Below are 17,626 nucleotides of genomic sequence, written 5' to 3' on the forward strand. Positions count from 1 at the left end.
CCCCGCGGGCGCCCCCGGGCCGGCCCCCGCGCCCGGCGCCGCCGCCGGTGCCGCGCCCCCGGCGGCCGCCGGGGCCCCGGCGGCCGAGGCCGGTCCCGGTCACGCCACCCGCGGCGAAGCGGCCGGTACGCCCGCTACCCCTGCTGCTCCAGGCACCCCTGAGGCGCCCGCTGCCCCCGGTACCCCCGGTGCGCCTGGTGCCTCCGGTGCCCCCGTTGCGCCTGGTACCCCCGGTGCGCCCGGCGCCCCCGCTGCCGCCCCTGGCCCCACCCCCGGTACGCCCGTCCCCGCCGACGGGTCCGCCGCGCCCCTCCCCGCCGACGGAGCACCCGCCGACGGAGCCCCCGCCGAGCGCCCCCGCCCCCTGCACGACCCCGACCCGTACAGCACCCCGCCGTACGGCGAGCCCGGCCCCTGGGCCCCGGCGCCGCCCGTGCAGCACCCGATGACCCCGGCCCACGGCACCGCCGCGTACGGCGCGACGCCGGGAGCCCCGCCGCAGAGCACCCCCGCCCCGGCCCCCGCTCCCGCCCCGGCCCCCGCTCCCGGCGCCGTCCCGCCCGCGCCCCCGGCCCCGGGGGCACCCGCCCCCGCCCCGGAGCCCAACGGCGGCCCCTGGCACCGCTACGACCCCTGGAAGGCCCCCCTCCAGCAGACCGGCGCCCCCGTCGCGACGGAGGAGCAGCGGCACCGGCGCGGGCTGCGGATCGCCGGGGTCGGCGCGCTGCTCATCGCGCTGGTGTCCGGCGGGATCGGCGGCGTCGTCGGGGCGTACCTGGAGCGCGAGGGCGGCATCGGCGGCGGCGCCGTGGAGCTGCCGCAGTCCGGTACGGAGTCCCAGGCGCGGCCCAAGGACAGCGTTGCGGGGATCGCCGCCAGCGCCCTGCCCGGCGTCGTCACGCTGCACGTGCGCGGCGACGAGGGGTCGGGCACCGGCACCGGGTTCGTCCTCGACGCCAAGGGCCACATCCTCACCAACAACCACGTCGTGGAGCCGGGCGGCACCGGCGGCGAGATATCGGTGACCTTCAGCGGCGGGGAGACCGCGAGAGCCAAGGTCATCGGCAGGGACGCCGGGTACGACCTGGCCGTCGTGAAGGTCTCCCGCGTGCGCGGCCTCAAGCCGCTGCCGCTCGGCAACTCCGAGAGCGTCCGGGTCGGTGACCCCGTCGTCGCCATCGGCGCGCCCTTCGACCTGGAGAACACCGTCACCTCCGGGATCATCAGCGCCAAGGAGCGGCCCATCACGGCCGGCGGCGACAAGGGCGACGGCAGCGACGTCTCGTACGTGAACGCGCTGCAGACCGACGCGCCCATCAACCCGGGCAACTCCGGCGGGCCGCTCGTCGACTCCCGGGCCCGCGTCATCGGCATCAACAGCGCCATCCGCTCCGCCGGCGGGGGCTCGGACCCCGAGCGCGGCCAGTCCGGCTCCATCGGCCTCGGTTTCGCCATCCCGATCAACCAGGGCAAGCGCGTCGCCGAGGAGCTCATCAACACCGGCCGCGCCACCCACCCCGTGATCGGCGTGACCATCGACAAGCGGTTCACCGGCGACGGGGCGCGTATCGCCCGGACGAGCCAGAGAGGCGGCCCCGCCGTCAACCGCGGCGGCCCCGGCGACAAGGCCGGTCTCGAGCCGGGCGACGTCATCACCGAGGTCGACGGGCGGCGCGTCCACTCCGGCGACGAGCTGATCGTCAAGGTCCGCGCGCACCGGCCCGGGGACCGCCTGGAGCTGACCGTCGAGCGCGACGGAGAGGAGCGGAAGGTGACGCTGGTCCTCGGCAGCGCCGGCAGCGACTGACGGCCGCTCCCGAGACGGAGGAGGCGGCCGGTGCCGCCCGGGCGAGCCGGGTCCCCGTTGACCCGGTGGACGCCCTGCGGCTACCGGACGGACAGGAGCGGCGGGTACCGTAGAGCGGGTCCGGACGGCAAGGAGCTCAGGGTGTTCAACGACATCGGCGTATTCGAGATAGTGACGCTGGTCATCCTCGCCGTGCTCATCTTCGGCCCGGACAAGCTGCCCAAGGTCATCCAGGACGTCACCCGGACCATTCGCAAGATCCGGCAGTTCTCGGACAGCGCCAAGCAGGACATACGGAACGAACTCGGCCCGGAATTCAAGGACTTCGAGTTCGAGGACCTGAATCCCAAGAGGTTCATCCGGAAGCAGCTCGAGAACGACGACCTCGGCCTCAAGGAAATCCGCAACGGCTTCGACCTGCGCAAGGAAATGGCCGACGTCGCGGACGCCGTGCACGGGCGCGAGGGCGACGCCGCGGACGACGGCGGCAGCCGTTCCGGTACGTCCGCGGCCGCCGCGAACGGCGGCGGCCGGGTCGACATGCACAAGCGTCCCGCCCAGCGCGCGGCGGACGAAGCGCCGCCCTTCGACGCCGACGCCACCTGAGCCCCGCGGCCCGCTGAGGCGGGCCCGCGCCCGGCGGACGTCGCACTGCCGGGGTGTGCGTCGTGTGCGCCGCCCGGTGCGCCGGGGTGCGTACGGCCGTGGCCTTCCGGACACCCGTCCGACGACTGCCTTACCGGCATCCGGAATCGGTGTGGCTATCCTGCCTTGTTGTCCGGCGTGAGGACGCCCGAGGGGGGCGGGCCGCTCCGGACCGACGAGAGCGAGGAGGCGGCCGGGTACATGGAGACGACAAGTCGGGTGGGCGTGCAGGCGTCAGCCGCGGACGGTGCCGCGTCGCAAGCGGTGCCCTCCGCCCGGCGTACGGTCGACGGCTACCTGCTGGCGCCCTTCCCCTGGTACGGCCTTGACGAGGCCTTCACGGGACCGCGCTGGCTGATGCAGGTCGGCACCGCCGCGGACGGCGCCGTGGCGCACGGCTCGATCGGCCACGGCGACGAGCCGTCGGTGCGGGTCGAGGGCGGGTACGGCAACGGCGACAGGGAGCGGTTCGCGGTCGTGGTGACCGTCGCCGCCAACCCGGTGCGGCGCAGCGCCGACGGCACGGGACTGCTGGAGGCGACCTCGGTGTCCTCCGCGGCCTGGCTCGCGGGGGTCGGGCTGCTGTCCTTCACCTGGCCCGGCCAGATGGACCACAGCCTGCGGGACGACTGGCTGGACCAGCAGACGGAGACGGCCTGGGTCCTCGCCGACGACCTGCACGGCCCCGACTGGTCCACGCTCTCGCTGCCCGTGGACGGGGAACCGGCCTCGTTCCACTACCGGGAGTCCGAGTACGGCTGGGTGCTGGCCGGCTCCACCAAGGAGGGGGTGCACCTGGGGGCGTACGGGCGCGGGATGAGCGCGTACGGCCTCGCCTTCTCGGTGGTCAAGGACATCGCCGCCTACGCGAAGTAGCCCTCGGGGCCGGTACGCGGCGAGGGGCGCCACCCGTGACGGGCGGCGCCCCTTCGCGCGACCCCGTCAGGGGCGGCGCCCCTCGCCGCGTCGGCCGCGGCCGGACCGTGTCCGGACCGCGGCTGGACGGTGCCCGGACACGGTCCCCGCGGTCAGAACTTGTTCTTGGGCGTGATGCCCAGGGACAGGCCCGACAGGCCGCGCTGGCGGCCGCCCAGCTTGCCCGCGATGGTGCGCAGCGCGCTGCCCGCCGGGGACTGCGGGTCGGTGAGGACCACCGGCCGGCCGTCGTCGCCGCCCTCGCGCAGGCGCACGTCGATCGGGATGGAGCCGAGCACCGGCACCGTCGCGCCGGTCGTGCGCGTCAGGCCCTCGGCCACCTTCTGGCCGCCGCCCGTGCCGAACACGTCGACCATCTCGCCGCAGTGCGGGCACGGCAGCCCGGACATGTTCTCGACCACGCCGACGATCTTCTGGTGGGTCTGCACGGCGATGGAGCCCGCGCGCTCGGCGACCTCGGCCGCCGCCTGCTGGGGCGTGGTGACGACCAGGATCTCGGCGTTCGGCACGAGCTGCGCGACGGAGATCGCGATGTCGCCGGTGCCCGGCGGCAGGTCCATGAGCAGCACGTCCAGGTCGCCCCAGAAGACGTCCGCGAGGAACTGCTGGAGCGCGCGGTGCAGCATGGGGCCGCGCCAGACGACCGGGGCGTTGCCCGGCGTGAACATGCCGATGGAGATGACCTTCACGCCGTGCGCGGACGGCGGCATGATCATGTTCTCGACCTGGGTGGGACGCCCGTCCGCGCCCAGCATGCGCGGCACCGAGTGGCCGTAGATGTCCGCGTCGACCACGCCGACCTTGAGGCCGTCGGCCGCCATCGCCGCGGCCAGGTTCACCGTCACGGACGACTTGCCGACGCCGCCCTTGCCGGAGGCGACCGCGTAGACGCGGGTGAGCGAGCCGGGCTTGGCGAAGGGCACCTCGCGCTCGGTCTGGCCGCCGCGCAGCGCCGCGGCCAGCTCCTTGCGCTGCTCGTCGCTCATCACGTCGAGGGTCACGTCGACCCGGGTGACGCCCTCGACGCGGGAGACGGCGTCCGTCACGTTCGTCGTGATCGTGTCCCGCATCGGGCAGCCCGAGACCGTCAGGTACACGGTGACCGCGACCGCGCCCTCCGCGCCGATCTCCACGGACTTGACCATCCCCAACTCGGTGATGGGCCGCTGGATCTCGGGGTCGTTCACCGTCGCCAGCGCTTCGCGCACCGCGTCTTCCGTAACCATGTACTCGATGGTACGGCTCCTGGTAGGGGGGTCCGGAAGCCCGGTCAGCGGTCGCCTACGTCACGTGCCCGGCCCGTCCCCGACGGGAATACGTCGCGCCGCTCCTCCACCTCCCTGACCAGGTCCTGGAGCTCGGAGCGGATCCAGTCGCGGGTCGCGACCTCGCCGAGGCCCATGCGCAGCGCGGCGATCTCTCGGGTGAGGTACTCGGTGTCGGCGATGGAGCGCTCGTTCTGCTTGCGGTCCTGTTCGTGGGTGACCCGGTCGCGGTCGTCCTGGCGGTTCTGCGCGAGCAGGATCAACGGGGCCGCGTACGACGCCTGGAGCGAGAGCATCAGGGTCAGAAAGATGAACGGGTAGCGGTCGAAGCGCAGGTGCTCGGGCGCGGTGACGTTCCAGACCACCCACAGGACGATCGCGACCGTCATCCAGACGATGAACCGCCCCGTGCCGAGGAAGCGCGCGATGCGCTCCGAGAGCTTCCCGAAGGCCTCCGGGTCGTACTCCGGCAGCAGCCTGCGGCGCGGGGCGCGCGGCTGGTCGAGGCGGAACCGGGGGCGCCCCTCGGGCCGTGCCTCGCGCCGCTCGTCCCGCGCCTCGCGCTCCCGCCCCGGGGTCCGGGGCTCCCGGTCACGCGCCATGGCCGGCCCCCTCCGGGAGGTGGAACTCGGTCTCCCGCCAGTCGTCCGGCAGCATGTGGTCGAGCACGTCGTCGACCGTGACCGCGCCCAGCAGCGAGCCGCCCTCGTCGACGACGGGCGCCGCGACCATGTCGTACGTGGCGAAGAAGCCCGCGACGACGGGCAGCGGGTCCTCGGGGGTGAGCGGGCGCAGGTCGTCGTCGAGGATCGAGCCGACGAGCGTGTACGGCGGGTCGCGCAGCAGCCGCTGGAAGTGCACGGCGCCCAGGTACTGGCCGGTCGGCGTCTCGTCGGGCGGGCGGCACACGTACACCTGTGCGGCAAGCGCGGGCGACAGGTCCTGCTGGCGCACCCGCGCGAGGGCGTCGGCGACCGTGGCGTCCGGGCGGAGCACGATCGGCTCGGTCGTCATCAGGCCGCCCGCGGTGCGCTCCTCGTACGCCATCAGGCGGCGCACGTCGGCGGCGTCGTCCGGCTGCATGAGGGTCAGCAGGCGCTCCTTGTCCTCCTCGGGCAGCTCGGCGAGCAGGTCGGCGGCGTCGTCCGGGTCCATGGCCTCAAGGACGTCGGCGGCGCGCTCCTCCTGGAGCTTGCCGAGGATCTCGATCTGGTCGTCCTCCGGCAGCTCCTCCAGGACGTCCGCGAGCCGGTCGTCGTCCAGGGCGGCGGCGACCTCGGCGCGGCGCTTGGCGGACAGGTGGTGCAGCACGTTGGCCAGGTCGGCGGGGCGGAGCTGCTCGAAGGTGGCGAGCAGGTTCTCGGCGCCCTGCCCGTGCTCCTCCAGGAAGAAGCCCTCGACCGCGGACCACTCCACGGTGAGCGCCTCCCCCCTGCGCCGGAACGCCCCCGCCTTCCCCTTGCGTACGAAGACCCGGTCGATCTCCCAGTCGCGGCGGGCCGGGAGCTGGCGCACGGACACGTCGAGGACGGTGACCTCCTCGCCGGTCGCGACCAGGCGCACCCGCCGGTCCAGCATCTCGCCGAGCACCAGCCGCTCGGTGGGGCGCTGCTCGAAGCGCCGGACGTTCAGCACGCCGGTGGTGATGACCTGGCCGGACTCGATGCCGGTCACGCGGGTCATGGGCAGGAAGATGCGGCGCCGGGTCGCGACCTCCACGACGAGCCCGAGCAGCCGCGGCGGCTTCCGGTCGACGCGCAGCATGGCGACGAGGTCGCGCACCCGGCCGACCTGGTCGCCGTTCGGGTCGAAGACGGCGGTGCCGGACAGGTGCGAGACGAAGATCCGGGGCGCGCCTCCTGCCATGTGCCGCGCCTTTCTCGGGACGGGGACGGGGCGTGTTCTCGGGACCGGGACGGGCGGGTTCGTCGGGACGGGGACGGGGCGCGGGGCCGCGGTTCGCCGCGTGTGTCCCGCATGCCGGGTATGGGGGCTTCAGGCTAGCCCGTACCCGTCGTATCCGCCCTGGTGAGGCGTCCGGACGGACGGGCGCGGAGGGACGGGGGAGACACCGGTACGCTGCGGTACGCCAGGCCGTCCAGGGGTACGGCTCTGGCCGTAGACGACATCGGCACGAGAGGCAGCGCCACCTGTGACTGCGATGCGACCGGCCCCCCGTTCCCGAAGGTTCGCGCTGGTGGGCGCGGTGTGCGCGGGGCTCGTGGTGGGCGGTGCGGGACTGACCGCGTGCGGCGGCGGAGGGGGCGGGGGCGAGGACCCCGACGCCGGCACCAACGGCGTCGGCAAGCTCTCCGCGGCCCGGATCCAGAGCAAGGCCCGGCAGGTGGCCGAGGCCGCGCCCGCCGTGCGGCTGTCCGGCACCGTCGTCAGCAAGGGCCACACGTACAAGCTCGACATGCGGCTCACGCACAACGGCGGCACGGGCACGGTGACGTCCAAGGGCGGGACGTTCGAGCTGCTGCGCGTCGACCGGAACCTCTACCTGAAGGCGGACGCGGCCTTCTGGGCGCACAAGGAAGAGGGCGCCGGGGGTGCCGGGGGCCCCGGGGGTACGGGCGGCGCGGACGGCGCGGCGGCCGCCAAGCTCGACGGCAAGTACGTGAAGGTGCCCCAGGGCGACCCCGCCTACCGGCGCCTGAGCGGGTTCACCGACAAGGGCGTCCTGCTCGACGGCACCCTCGCGCTGCACGGCACCCTGGCCAAGGGCGAGCGCGGCGGGACCGGCGCCAAGCGCTTCATCAGGATCAGCGGCGACAAGGGCGCGGGCGGCACCCTGGAGGTGTCCCTGAAGGGCAAGCCGTACCCGCTGACCCTGCGGCGCGCGGGCGGCACCGGCACGCTGCGGCTCAGCGAGTGGGGGCAGCTCGTGCCGCTGAGGGAGCCGGACAAGGGCGAGACCGTGGACTACGGCCAGCAGTTGCCCACGTCGTAGCGGCGGCGGTCCGGCGGCACCGGGAACGGCCGACGGCCACTGGCAGCGGCTGGGCGGCGGCGGCGGCCGAGCGGCACCGTTGGCGGCCGGCCGCTCAGCGGCGCTTCCTCCCGCGGCGCAGCAGCAGCCGGGGCAGCGCCTCCGGCGCGCTTTCGCGCGTCGTCACCGGCGTGGGCAGCGGCGGGGCCGCCAGGGAGCCCGCGGGCGGCTCCAGGTCCGCCTCGCGCGGGGCGAGCCGCAGGACCCGGCACTGCTCCGCCCACCGCTCGGCGATCCGCTCGCCGTCAGGGGCGTTCAGGCGCTTGCCCTTGAGCTCGGCGACCGCCGCCTCCCACGCCGCGGAGCGCGGGGTCAGCTCGGTCACCGTCGCCGTCCAGGACAGCAGCCGGCCGCCCTTGTCCTTGCTGCGTACGGTCACCACGGCCGTGGCGCCGTCGGCGAGCTCGGGGAAGGGCTGCTCGCCGGGGCCGTCGCCCACGAGGTGGGCGGCGCCGTCGTGCCAGACGTGCCACAGCGCGCGGTCGGGGCCCGCGCCGCGCACCCAGACGAGGCCCGACTTCTTGGTGGCCTCCTCGACGAGGGCGCGCCCGAGGAGAGTGTCAGCGGTCATGACGGCAGCTTAGCCAGCGGCCCCCGGGGCACAGCCGGCGCTCAGAGCCAGCCGTTGCGCTTGAGGGTGCGGTGGATGGTGTAGCAGACCACGCCGATCAGGCCGAGGACCATCGGGTAGCCGTAGCGCCAGTGCAGCTCCGGCATGTGGTCGAAGTTCATGCCGTACACGCCGCACACCGCCGTCGGGACGGCGATGATCGCCGCCCAGGAGGTGATCTTGCGCATGTCCTCGTTCTGCGCGACGGCCGCCTGCGCGAGGTTGGCCTGGAGGATGGAGTTGAGCAGCTCGTCGAAGCCGAGGACCTGCTCCTGGACGCGGGCCAGGTGGTCGGCCACGTCGCGGAAGTACTTCTGGATGTCGGGGTCGACCAGCCGCATCGGCCGCTCGCTCAGGAGCTGCATGGGGCGCAGCAGCGGCTGCACGGCCCGCTTGAACTCCAGCACCTCGCGCTTGAGCTGGTAGATCCGCCCGGCGTCGACACCGCGCGAGACGCCCTTGCCGGTGGCCGCGAACACCTCGTTCTCGACGTCGTCGATGTCGACCTGCATCGCGTCCGCGACCGCGAGGTAGCCGTCGACGATGTGGTCGGCGATGCCGTGCAGGACCGCCGAGGGGCCCTTGGCGAGCAGCTCGGGCTCGTCCTGGAGGCGGCGGCGCAGCGTGCGCAGCGAGCCGTGGCCGCCGTGCCGCACGGTGATGAAGAAGTCCCGGCCGGTGAAGCACATGACCTCGCCGGTCTCCACCACCTCGCTGGTCGCGGTGAGTTCGGCGTGCTCGACGTAGTGGATGGTCTTGAAGACCGTGAACAGGGTGTCGTCGTAGCGCTCCAGCTTGGGCCGCTGGTGGGCGTGGACGGCGTCCTCGACGGCCAGCGGGTGCAGTCCGAACTCGGCGGCGATACCGGCGAATTCGGCCTCCGTCGGCTCGTGCAGGCCGATCCAGGCGAAGCCGCCGTCGCGGCGCACCTGGAGCATCGCCTCGTGCGGGGTGAGGGCCTCCTCGCGGGATACGCGGCGGCCGTCGCGGTAGACGGCGCAGTCGACGACGGCCGATGCGGCACGCGGGTCGCGGGTGGCGTCGTACGAGCTGTAGGAGCCGCTGTCCTTCCGCAGGGCGGGGCGGACTGCGGCGCGCAGGTCGCGGATCATCGACATGGGCAGGCTCCTTCGACGAAAGGGCCGCCTGCGGCGGGTGGAACTACCCGGAATGGGGACGTCCGGCTGTGCTGGGGGCACGTCCGCAAAGCGGGGAGCACCGCACCGTCGCGGTGGCAGCAACGCTACTGATGCAGATCAGGTGAAACGCGGAGCTCTTCCGTCGTGCGGGGCACGGGCCGGCTGCGGCCGGGAGGGTCGAGAAGTGCCGGGCACGCAGCCGCAGCGTCGTTGCTGCGGGGGGTCAGCGGGCGGAAGAGCGAGTGGTACTGCACGGTCGACTTCGATCCACTGCAGCCCCACCTCCTCCGGCCGGTCCCCCGTGGGGGAGTTCCCAGGCGCGCGTGGCGCCGTCCGTCGAGTACGGGCCCGAGGGCCCTGAGGTCCGGGCTTGAGAGCGACGCTTCTGCGTGCCGCCCGGGCCAGCAGCCAACAGTATCAGCCGACTGGTGCCCCAAACCCCGAGCTTTACCCATCACTGACGAGTCCTATGCTCCGGGCATGGCTGATGTTCTTGCTCTGGTCGAGGCCCGGCTCCGCGAGGGCCTGGGCGAACCGGACGCGCGCGCGGCGGTGACGTTCCTCGGCACGGACCGCGTCGAGGTGCTCCGGTTCCCGGCCGGGGACGGCGGGGTGGTGCGGTACGCCACCCTCGGCATGTCCGCCCAGCCCATGGCCGATCCCACGGCGGTGCTCGCCGACCCGGTCAAAGGCCCGCGGGCGGAGCTGGTCCTCTCCGTGCGGAGCGGCCTCGCCGACACCGACAAGGTGCTCAGGCCCCTGGCCGTGCTGGCCGCTTCCCCGCAGGTCGAGGGCGTCGTGGTGACGCCCGGCGCCTCGCTGGACGTGGGCGGACCGCTGTGGCCGGGCGCCCCCTTCACCGCCGTGCTCGTCGCCGAGCCGGGCGGCCTGGTCCCCGACCTGGAACTGCCCGACCCGATGGATCCCGTACGGTTCCTGCCGCTGCTGCCCATGACGCCGAACGAGGCGGCCTGGAAGCGGGTGCACGGGGCGCAGGCCCTCCAGGAGCGGTGGCTCACCAGAGGCACGGACCTGCGCGATCCGCTGCGGACGTCGGTGCCCCTGGACTGAGCGCCGCCCCAGCCCGGAGGCGCGCCTTCCTCCGACCGGACGCGCCCACGGGGCCTTGTACCGGGGCTGCCCCTGGACCGGGCCCGCCGTTGGCGGCGCCTGCTCCTGGGCCGGGGCCGTCCCCGCGGGTTCCCGGCGCCTGTCCTGCCGCCCGGTGCCCCGGGGGCTGCTCGATCCCTTCCTGAGGCCTTCCGGATTCGCTCAGGCCCGTCCGGGCCGTCCCGACCTGCGCCGGGGCCGCTTGCGACCGGCCGCGGGGGCGCTGCGGCCGCACTCCGGACGGGTGATCGTCCTTGACGGGGCGTCCGCCGGGGAGGACCGTGGGGCGCTATGAGGGGCGAACCCAGTTGCCCGAAGTGTGGTGGCCGGGTCAGGGCTCCCGGCCTCTTTGCCGACTCCTGGCAGTGCGACGTGCACGGCACCGTGCATCCACTGCAGCCCGTGATCCCGCCCAGTGTCGAGGCGCTCGGCGTCGTGGTGCACCGCGCCCAGGTTCCCGTCTGGATGCCCTGGCCCCTGCCGGTCGGGTGGCTGTTCACCGGCGTGGCCTGCGCGGGCGACGACCGCAGCGGCGGCCGGGCGACCGCCGTGGCCTGCTCGGGGCCGGCGCCGCTCGGCGGCGTCGGCGAACTCATCCTCGTCGCTGAGGAGTTGGGCATCGGCCTCGGCGCGCGCTACGCGGGCATCGACGGCCCCGACCCCGGCACCGCCATGAACGTGGGCAAGCCGCCCGCGGCCAAGGTGCTCGCCGCCGGGCGCCCGACGCCCCTGTGGCACGTCACCGGCACGCCCGAGGACCGGGCCGTGTTCGCGGGGGAGGCGTGCGGGCTGTGGCTGTGGGCGATCGCCTGGCCCGAGCAGTCGGGGCTGCTGATGTACGACGAGCTGGTGCTGACGGATTTGCGGGACGCGGGGGCGGAGGTGGAGCTCCTGCCGTGCGGGGCGCTCTCGCCCCGCCTCCTCACGCCCTGACCCCACGCGGAGCGCCCTGGCCCCGCCCCCCTCGAAACCACGGGCTGCCGCCCCCTCTCGTCTGGGGCTCCGCCCCTCTCCCCCTCATCGGCGCTCCGCGCCTCGTCCTCAAACGCCGGACGGGCTGAGAGTTCCTCGACTCGCCGTCGTCGGGTGCTGCCCGCCTGCGGCGGACCGCGGACGGCCGACGACGGCGCCCAGCGGACCCACTCAGCCCGTCCGGCGATTGAGGACGAGGCCGCCAGGCCGATGAAACGGCGGGTGGGTGGGGAAACACACCGGGATGACGACGGCGGGACGCCGGACGATCCCAGCCCGTCCGGCGTTTGAGGACGAGGCGCGGAGCGCCGATGAGGGCGGGTGGGTGGGAGAAGACCCGTAGCGGCCGCAGCCCCGGCCGGGCCGTTATCCTTAAGGGCCCCTGTCCGTCCCGAAAAGCGTGGAGCCCCGCGTGCGCATCGACCTGCACACCCACTCCACCGCCTCCGACGGCACGGACACCCCGGCCCAGCTCGTCCGCAACGCCGCCGCCGCGGGGCTCGACGTCGTCGCCCTGACGGACCACGACACCACCCGCGGCCACGCCGAGGCCGTCGCCGCGCTGCCCCCCGGGCTCACCCTCGTCACCGGCGCCGAGCTGTCCTGCCGCCTCGACGGCGTGGGGCTGCACATGCTGGCGTACCTCTTCGACCCGGACGAGCCGGAGCTGGCCCGCGCGCGCGAGCTGGTGCGCGACGACCGGGTGCCGCGCGCGCGGGAGATGGTCCGCAAGCTCCAGGACCTGGGCGTGCCCGTGACCTGGGAGCAGGTCGCGCGCATCGCCGGCGACGGCTCCGTGGGCCGCCCGCACGTCGCCGAGGCCCTCGTCGAGCTCGGCGTCGTAGCGAGCGTCTCCGACGCCTTCACGCCCCAGTGGCTCGCCGACGGCGGCCGTGCCTACGCGGAGAAGACCGAGCTCGACCCCTTCGAGGCGATCCGCCTCGTCAAGGCCGCGGGCGGCGTCACCGTCTTCGCGCACCCCGCCGCGGCCCAGCGCGGCAGGATCGTCCCGGAGTCGGCGATAGCCGAGCTCGCCGCCGCCGGCCTCGACGGCATCGAGGTCGACCACCCCGAGCAACTGGCGTACGCGCCCGAGGCGGGCCCCCGCCTGCGCGGCCTCGCCGCCGACCTCGGCCTCCTCGTGACCGGCTCCAGCGACTACCACGGCAGCCGCAAGACCGTCTCGCTCGGCGAGTTCACCACCGACCCCGAGATCTACGGCGAGATCACGCGCCGCGCCACCGGGGCGTTCCCGGTGCCGGGCGCGGGCGGAGACCTGCCCGCCTAGCGGCGGCGCACCACCCCGCTCACACACCGCGCCCCCTCAGGCGCGCGCGTCATCGGCGCGCCCCCACCGGCGGCGCGCACGCCCCGTGCCGCCCGCCGGGCCCACCCCCGGGCGCCGCCGCGCCCGCCCTCGTCACCACCCCACCCAGCCCTTCGTACGACTCTCTGCAAGGCCATCACTGTGTTCGACGTCGCCGTCTTCGGCTCCCTCTTCCTCACCCTCTTCGTCATCATGGACCCCCTGGGGATCACGCCGATCTTCCTCGCGCTGACCGCGGGCCGCCCCGCCAAGGTGCAGAAGAAGATGGCCTTCCAGGCCGTCTGCGTCGCCTTCGGCGTCATCGCCCTCTTCGGCGTCGTCGGACAGCAGATCCTCGACTACCTGCACGTCTCCACGCAGGCGCTGATGATCGCGGGCGGGCTGCTGCTGCTCCTGGTCGCGCTCGACCTGCTCACCGGCAAGACCGACGAGCCCCAGCAGGCCAAGGACGTGAACGTCGCGCTCGTGCCGCTCGGCATGCCGCTGCTCGCCGGGCCCGGCGCCATCGTGCAGGTCATCCTGGCGGTCCAGCACGCCAGCGGCATGGAGCAGGTCTCCGTCTGGGCGGCGATCCTCGCCATCCACGTCGTGCTGTTCCTCGCGATGCGCTTCTCGCTGCTGATCATCCGGGTCATCAAGGACGGCGGCGTGGTCCTGGTGACGCGCCTCGCGGGCATGATGCTGTCGGCCATCGCGGTGCAGCAGATCATCAACGGCGTCACCCAGGTCATCCGCGGCGGCTGACGCGGCGGCCGCCGCCCCCCGCGCGGACCGGCGCGCACAACAGAGCCCTGCACGACATCGGCGGAACGCGGAACGCGTATCCGGTGTCGTACAGGGCTCTGGAGCGTATGGGGACGTGCGCGCGCGTTACGAGGCCGTGGTGTCGGCCGGGCGGATGTAGAGGCGCTGGCCGATGGCGGCCGCCTGCTGCACGATCCGGTTGACGGAGGCGGCGTCCACGACGGTGGAGTCCACGGCGGTGCCGTCGACGTCGTCGAGTCGCATGATTTCGAAGCGCATGGGCTTCTCCCTTCGTCCGGTGATCCTCCTGCTAGGAGAACTGTTTGCTACGTACGGGTGTAACGAGTTGCCTCGGTTAAACATTCCCTACGCTAAGGAAATTTTTTGAGAGGCTAAAGAGTGCCCGTGGTCATACCGTAGCGCGGCTGGTTGTGTTCGCTGAGTAACGGCCCCCGGTTGTGCCCCCTGTGTGACGGACGCGACAATGCGTTCCGTATGGACACGGACGAGACCCTCCACAGGACCGGCGAGGTCACGGCCCTGCTGGAGCGCACCAACGGCCTCCTCGAGCGCATGCTCGCCGAGGTGGCGAAGACCCCGTCCACGCACGCGATCTTCGTCGACGCCGGGTACCTGTACGCCGCCGCGGGCCGTCTCGCGGTGGGCACCGAGGACCGGCGCGCCTTCGAGCTGGACGCCGAGGGCCTCATCGAGGCGCTCATCGACCGGGCGCGCACGATCTTCGCCGACAGCAGGCTGCTGCGCGTGTACTGGTACGACGGCGCGCGGCGCCGCACCCACACCCTCGAGCAGCAGTCCATCGCCGAGCTCCCCGACGTCAAGGTGCGGCTCGGCAACCTCAACGCCAACAACCAGCAGAAGGGCGTCGACTCCCTCATCCGCACGGACCTGGAGTCCCTCGCCCGGCACCGCGCCATCAGCGACGCGGCCCTCATCGGCGGCGACGAGGACCTGGTGTCGGCGGTCGAGGCGGCGCAGGGGTACGGCGCGCGGGTGCACCTGTGGGGCATCGAGGCCCCCGAGGGGCGCAACCAGGCCGAGCCGCTGCTGTGGGAGGTCGACAGCCAGCGCACCTTCGACGCCGACTTCTTCAAGCCGTACATCACGCGCCGTCCCGCCGTGCCGTACGAGGGCCTGTCGGCGGCCCCGCGGCCCTCGCGGGACGACGTACGGTTCGTCGGCGCCCAGATCTCCGCGAAGTGGCTGTCGGCGCGCGGCCGCGAGGCCCTGGTGGGCCTGCTGCCCGGCCACCCCTACCTGCCCGGCTCGGTCGACCAGGAACTCCTCGTCGAGGCCGAGCGGCTGCTCGACTACTCCCTGCGGGGCCAGTCCGACCTGCGGCGGGTGCTGCGGGACGGCTTCTGGGAGCACCTCCAGAAGTGCTACTGAGGCGCCGCCGGGCGCCCGCCGCGGCTCAGTGCCGCGTACGGTCCCAGAAGGCGACGAGCGCGGCGGCGGTCGCCTCGGGGCGGTCGGTGTTGGGGGAGTGCTCGGCGCCGGTGATGACGGTGCGGTGCGCGCCGAGCCGCCGGGCCATGTCGTCCAGGAGCGGCACCGGCCAGGTGTCGTCGCGCTCACCGGACACCACGTGCCGGGGGATGTCCACGGCGGCCAGCTCGTCCACGCGGTCCGGCTCGACGCAGAGCTGCCTGCCGGTGACGATGAGCTGCACGGGGTTGTTGCGCAGCCAGCGGGCGCGCAGGGCCCCGTCGGCGCCGGGGCCGTCGGTACCGTCCATGTCCGCGTCCTCCGGCGGCTGCACCGCGCGCATCATCTCCCAGACGGCGGCCATCGAGTGCGCCGCGAGCGCGTCCGTGAGCAGGGTGGCGCGGGTGCGCTGGGAGGGGGCGATACGGCCGGGCCCCGACGACATCAGCGTGAGCGAGGCGAAGGTGCCCGCGGGGGCGAGCAGGACGGCGGCGCGGGAGACGAGGCCGCCGAGGGAGTGGCCGAGCAGGTGCGGCGGGGTGCCGGGCGGGCCGCCCAGGGCGGCGGCCTGGGCCAGGACGTCTCGCCCCAGCTCCTCCATGGCGTACGCGGCCGGGTCGTCGGGCCCCTCCGACTCGTACTGGCCCCGACCGTCCACGGCGACCGCGCGGTAGCCCGCCGCGGCCAGGAGCGGGAGCAGGACGATGAAGTCCTCCTTGCTGCCGGTGAACCCGGGCAGGAGGAGCGCGGTGCCCTTGACCTGGCCGGCGGGCGCGGCGTCCAGGACGGCGAAGGTGCTGCGCGAGGTCTCCAGCGGGCGGGCGTGCACGCCGGGCGGCGGCGTGAAGGTGGGCGGCCGACTCATACGCCGTACGGTAACGCGTACCCACCCCTGTCCGGCCGCCCTGCGCGGGGCCGGGCGGGCGCAGCCGGGGTGTGACGGTTGGCTGGGTGGGAAAGCACCGCCGCGGCCGGGGGGGAAAGCCGGACGCCCGGCCGCGGCGCTGTGCGTCGGGGCCGGGCGTCGAAAGCCAGGGTGGTACGGATGGGCGGGCGGGAGAGAGAGCCCCGGCGGGGCTTACTGCTCCGCTGCCTCGGCGGCCTTGCCACCCCGCGTCCGGCGGCGTCGGCGCGGCGCACGCGAGGCGCCCTCCTCCGCGGCGGCGGGCTCGGCGGGCGCGGAGGCCGGAGCCTCCGCGAGGGCGGCCGTGCCCTCCGCACCACCGGCGACCGGAGCCCCGGCGCGCGTCCGGCGGCGCCTGCGCGGCGTCCGGGCGGCCCGCTCGGCGGCGGGTTCCTCGGTGGCGGCGGCAGCGGCACGCCCGGGCGTGCGCCCGCGGGAGCGGCTCTTCGCGCCCCGGGCCCCGGGCTCGCCGAGGTCCTCGACCTCCTCCGCGTCCAGCCCCGCCCGGGTCCGCTCGGTGCGCGGCAGCACACCCTTCGTACCGGCGGGGATGCCGAGGTCGGAGAAGAGGTGCTCGGAGGTGGAGTACGTCTCGACGGGGTTGCCGAGATCCAGGTCGAGCGCCTTGTTGATGAGCTGCCAGCGCGGGATGTCGTCCCAGTCGACGAGCGTGATCGCCGTACCGGAGGCACCCGCGCGGCCGGTACGGCCGATGCGGTGCAGGTACGTCTTCTCGTCCTCGGGCGTCTGGTAGTTGATGACGTGCGTCACACCGCCGACGTCGATGCCGCGGGCGGCGACGTCGGTGCACACGAGCACGTCGACCTTGCCGTTGCGGAAGGCCCGCAGGGCCTGCTCGCGGGCGCCCTGGCCGAGGTCGCCGTGGACCGCGCCGGAGGCGAAGCCGCGCCGCTCGAGCTGCTCGGCGATGTCGGCGGCCGTCCGCTTGGTACGGCAGAAGATCATCGCCAGGCCGCGGCCCTCCGCCTGGAGGATGCGGGCGACCATCTCCGGCTTGTCCATGGAGTGCGCGCGGTAGACGAACTGCGCGGTGTTCGCCACGGTCTGGCCCTCGTCGTCCGGCGCGGTGGCGCGGATGTGCGTGGGCTGCGACATGTACCGCCGGGCCAGGCCGATGACGGCGCCCGGCATGGTCGCGGAGAACAGCATGGTCTGCCGCTTCACCGGCAGCATGTTGATGATCTTCTCGACGTCGGGCAGGAAGCCCAGGTCGAGCATCTCGTCGGCCTCGTCGAGGACCAGGCACTTGACGTGCTTCAGGTCCAGCTTGCGCTGACCGGCGAGGTCGAGCAGCCGGCCCGGGGTGCCGACGACCACGTCGACGCCCTTCTTCAGGGCCTCGACCTGCGGCTCGTACGCCCGGCCGCCGTATATGGCGAGGACGCGGACGTTACGCGCCTTGCCGGCGGTCAGCAGGTCGTTGGTGACCTGCGTGCACAGCTCGCGCGTGGGGACGACGACGAGCGCCTGCGGGGCCTGGGTGAGGTCCTCGGGGGTCCCGCGGCCCGCCTCGACGTCGGCGGGGACGAGGACGCGCTCGAGGAGCGGAAGACCGAAGCCCAGCGTCTTGCCGGTGCCGGTCTTGGCCTGGCCGATGACGTCGGTGCCCGAGAGGGCGACGGGGAGCGTCATCTCCTGGATGGGGAAGGGGTTCACGATGCCGACGGCCTCGAGGGCCTCGGCCGTCTCGGGGAGAATCCCGAGA

The 17,626-nt window shown here is 74.1% G+C and carries 17 protein-coding genes; 9 read left to right on the plus strand and 8 right to left on the minus strand.

Features of this window, described 5'->3' with window-relative positions; genetic code table 11:
- The 3 genes from QK440_RS31675 to QK440_RS31685 all read left to right on the plus strand — a co-directional run.
- Window positions 1-1,807: trypsin-like peptidase domain-containing protein (locus tag QK440_RS31675; protein WP_282796682.1), on the plus strand; the 1,807-nt coding region annotated here is incomplete at its 5' end.
- Window positions 1,808-1,948: 141 nt separating this feature from the next.
- Window positions 1,949-2,413 (plus strand): sec-independent translocase, encoded by a 465-nt coding sequence (locus tag QK440_RS31680; RefSeq protein ID WP_282796683.1) that lies wholly within the window; start codon window positions 1,949-1,951, stop codon window positions 2,411-2,413.
- A gap of 240 nt (window positions 2,414-2,653) precedes the next feature.
- A complete protein-coding gene (locus tag QK440_RS31685; protein WP_282796684.1) occupies window positions 2,654-3,328 on the plus strand; it encodes a hypothetical protein in 675 nt (224 codons plus the stop codon).
- A gap of 152 nt (window positions 3,329-3,480) precedes the next feature.
- Here the strand turns inward: QK440_RS31685 and QK440_RS31690 are convergent, their stop codons facing one another.
- From QK440_RS31690 to QK440_RS31700, 3 genes are read right to left on the minus strand one after another with little or no spacing between them, the layout of a single operon-like run.
- Window positions 3,481-4,614, minus strand: a complete 1,134-nt coding sequence (locus QK440_RS31690) for an Mrp/NBP35 family ATP-binding protein (RefSeq protein WP_282796685.1) — start codon at window positions 4,612-4,614, stop codon at window positions 3,481-3,483.
- A gap of 44 nt (window positions 4,615-4,658) precedes the next feature.
- A complete protein-coding gene (locus tag QK440_RS31695; RefSeq protein ID WP_282796686.1) occupies window positions 4,659-5,255 on the minus strand; it encodes a DUF1003 domain-containing protein in 597 nt (198 codons plus the stop codon).
- Window positions 5,245-6,519, minus strand: coding sequence for a CBS domain-containing protein (locus QK440_RS31700; RefSeq protein ID WP_282796687.1), 1,275 nt, complete (start codon window positions 6,517-6,519; stop codon window positions 5,245-5,247). The genes QK440_RS31695 and QK440_RS31700 overlap by 11 nt, the downstream gene beginning before the upstream one ends.
- 295 nt (window positions 6,520-6,814) lie before the next feature.
- Here QK440_RS31700 and QK440_RS31705 point away from each other — a divergent pair, with 295 nt between their 5' ends.
- On the plus strand, window positions 6,815-7,606 hold the full coding sequence (locus QK440_RS31705; RefSeq protein WP_282796710.1) for a hypothetical protein: 792 nt from the start codon (window positions 6,815-6,817) through the stop codon (window positions 7,604-7,606).
- Window positions 7,607-7,700: 94 nt separating this feature from the next.
- Here QK440_RS31705 and QK440_RS31710 read toward each other — a convergent pair whose 3' ends face one another.
- Together QK440_RS31710 and QK440_RS31715 are read right to left on the minus strand one after the other, a co-directional pair.
- On the minus strand, window positions 7,701-8,216 hold the full coding sequence (locus QK440_RS31710) for a hypothetical protein (RefSeq protein ID WP_282796688.1): 516 nt from the start codon (window positions 8,214-8,216) through the stop codon (window positions 7,701-7,703).
- A gap of 41 nt (window positions 8,217-8,257) precedes the next feature.
- Entirely contained in the window at window positions 8,258-9,373 is a 1,116-nt protein-coding gene (locus QK440_RS31715) for a magnesium and cobalt transport protein CorA (RefSeq protein ID WP_282796689.1), read from the minus strand.
- A gap of 501 nt (window positions 9,374-9,874) precedes the next feature.
- On the opposite strand from QK440_RS31715, the gene QK440_RS31720 reads away from it, so the two are divergent.
- The 4 genes from QK440_RS31720 (at window position 9,875) to QK440_RS31735 (ending at window position 13,547) form a co-directional block, all read left to right on the plus strand.
- Complete coding sequence (locus QK440_RS31720) at window positions 9,875-10,465, plus strand: suppressor of fused domain protein (protein WP_282796690.1); 591 nt, start codon at window positions 9,875-9,877, stop codon at window positions 10,463-10,465.
- A 330-nt stretch (window positions 10,466-10,795) separates the two neighbouring features.
- Complete coding sequence (locus QK440_RS31725; protein ID WP_282796691.1) at window positions 10,796-11,437, plus strand: DUF6758 family protein; 642 nt, start codon at window positions 10,796-10,798, stop codon at window positions 11,435-11,437.
- A gap of 451 nt (window positions 11,438-11,888) precedes the next feature.
- Window positions 11,889-12,764, plus strand: a complete 876-nt coding sequence (locus QK440_RS31730) for a PHP domain-containing protein (RefSeq protein ID WP_282796692.1) — start codon at window positions 11,889-11,891, stop codon at window positions 12,762-12,764.
- A gap of 180 nt (window positions 12,765-12,944) precedes the next feature.
- On the plus strand, window positions 12,945-13,547 hold the full coding sequence (locus QK440_RS31735) for a MarC family protein (RefSeq protein WP_282796693.1): 603 nt from the start codon (window positions 12,945-12,947) through the stop codon (window positions 13,545-13,547).
- Between the two features lie 126 nt (window positions 13,548-13,673).
- On the opposite strand, the gene QK440_RS31740 is transcribed toward QK440_RS31735, so the two are convergent.
- Window positions 13,674-13,826, minus strand: a complete 153-nt coding sequence (locus tag QK440_RS31740; protein ID WP_282796694.1) for a hypothetical protein — start codon at window positions 13,824-13,826, stop codon at window positions 13,674-13,676.
- A gap of 216 nt (window positions 13,827-14,042) precedes the next feature.
- Here QK440_RS31740 and QK440_RS31745 point away from each other — a divergent pair, with 216 nt between their 5' ends.
- Window positions 14,043-14,957 carry an NYN domain-containing protein gene (locus QK440_RS31745; protein ID WP_282796695.1) on the plus strand — a complete coding sequence of 305 codons (915 nt, stop codon included), beginning with the start codon at window positions 14,043-14,045 and terminating at the stop codon, window positions 14,955-14,957.
- Window positions 14,958-14,982: 25 nt separating this feature from the next.
- Here QK440_RS31745 and QK440_RS31750 read toward each other — a convergent pair whose 3' ends face one another.
- Entirely contained in the window at window positions 14,983-15,861 is an 879-nt protein-coding gene (locus QK440_RS31750; RefSeq protein ID WP_282796696.1) for an alpha/beta hydrolase, read from the minus strand.
- 213 nt (window positions 15,862-16,074) lie between these two features.
- Entirely contained in the window at window positions 16,075-17,577 is a 1,503-nt protein-coding gene (locus tag QK440_RS31755) for a DEAD/DEAH box helicase (RefSeq protein ID WP_282796697.1), read from the minus strand.
- Between the last annotated feature and the right edge of the window lie 49 nt (window positions 17,578-17,626).

The sequence above is a fragment of the Streptomyces sp. CC224B genome, from assembly GCF_030010595.1.
In the GTDB taxonomy this organism is placed as follows: domain Bacteria; phylum Actinomycetota; class Actinomycetes; order Streptomycetales; family Streptomycetaceae; genus Streptomyces; species Streptomyces longispororuber.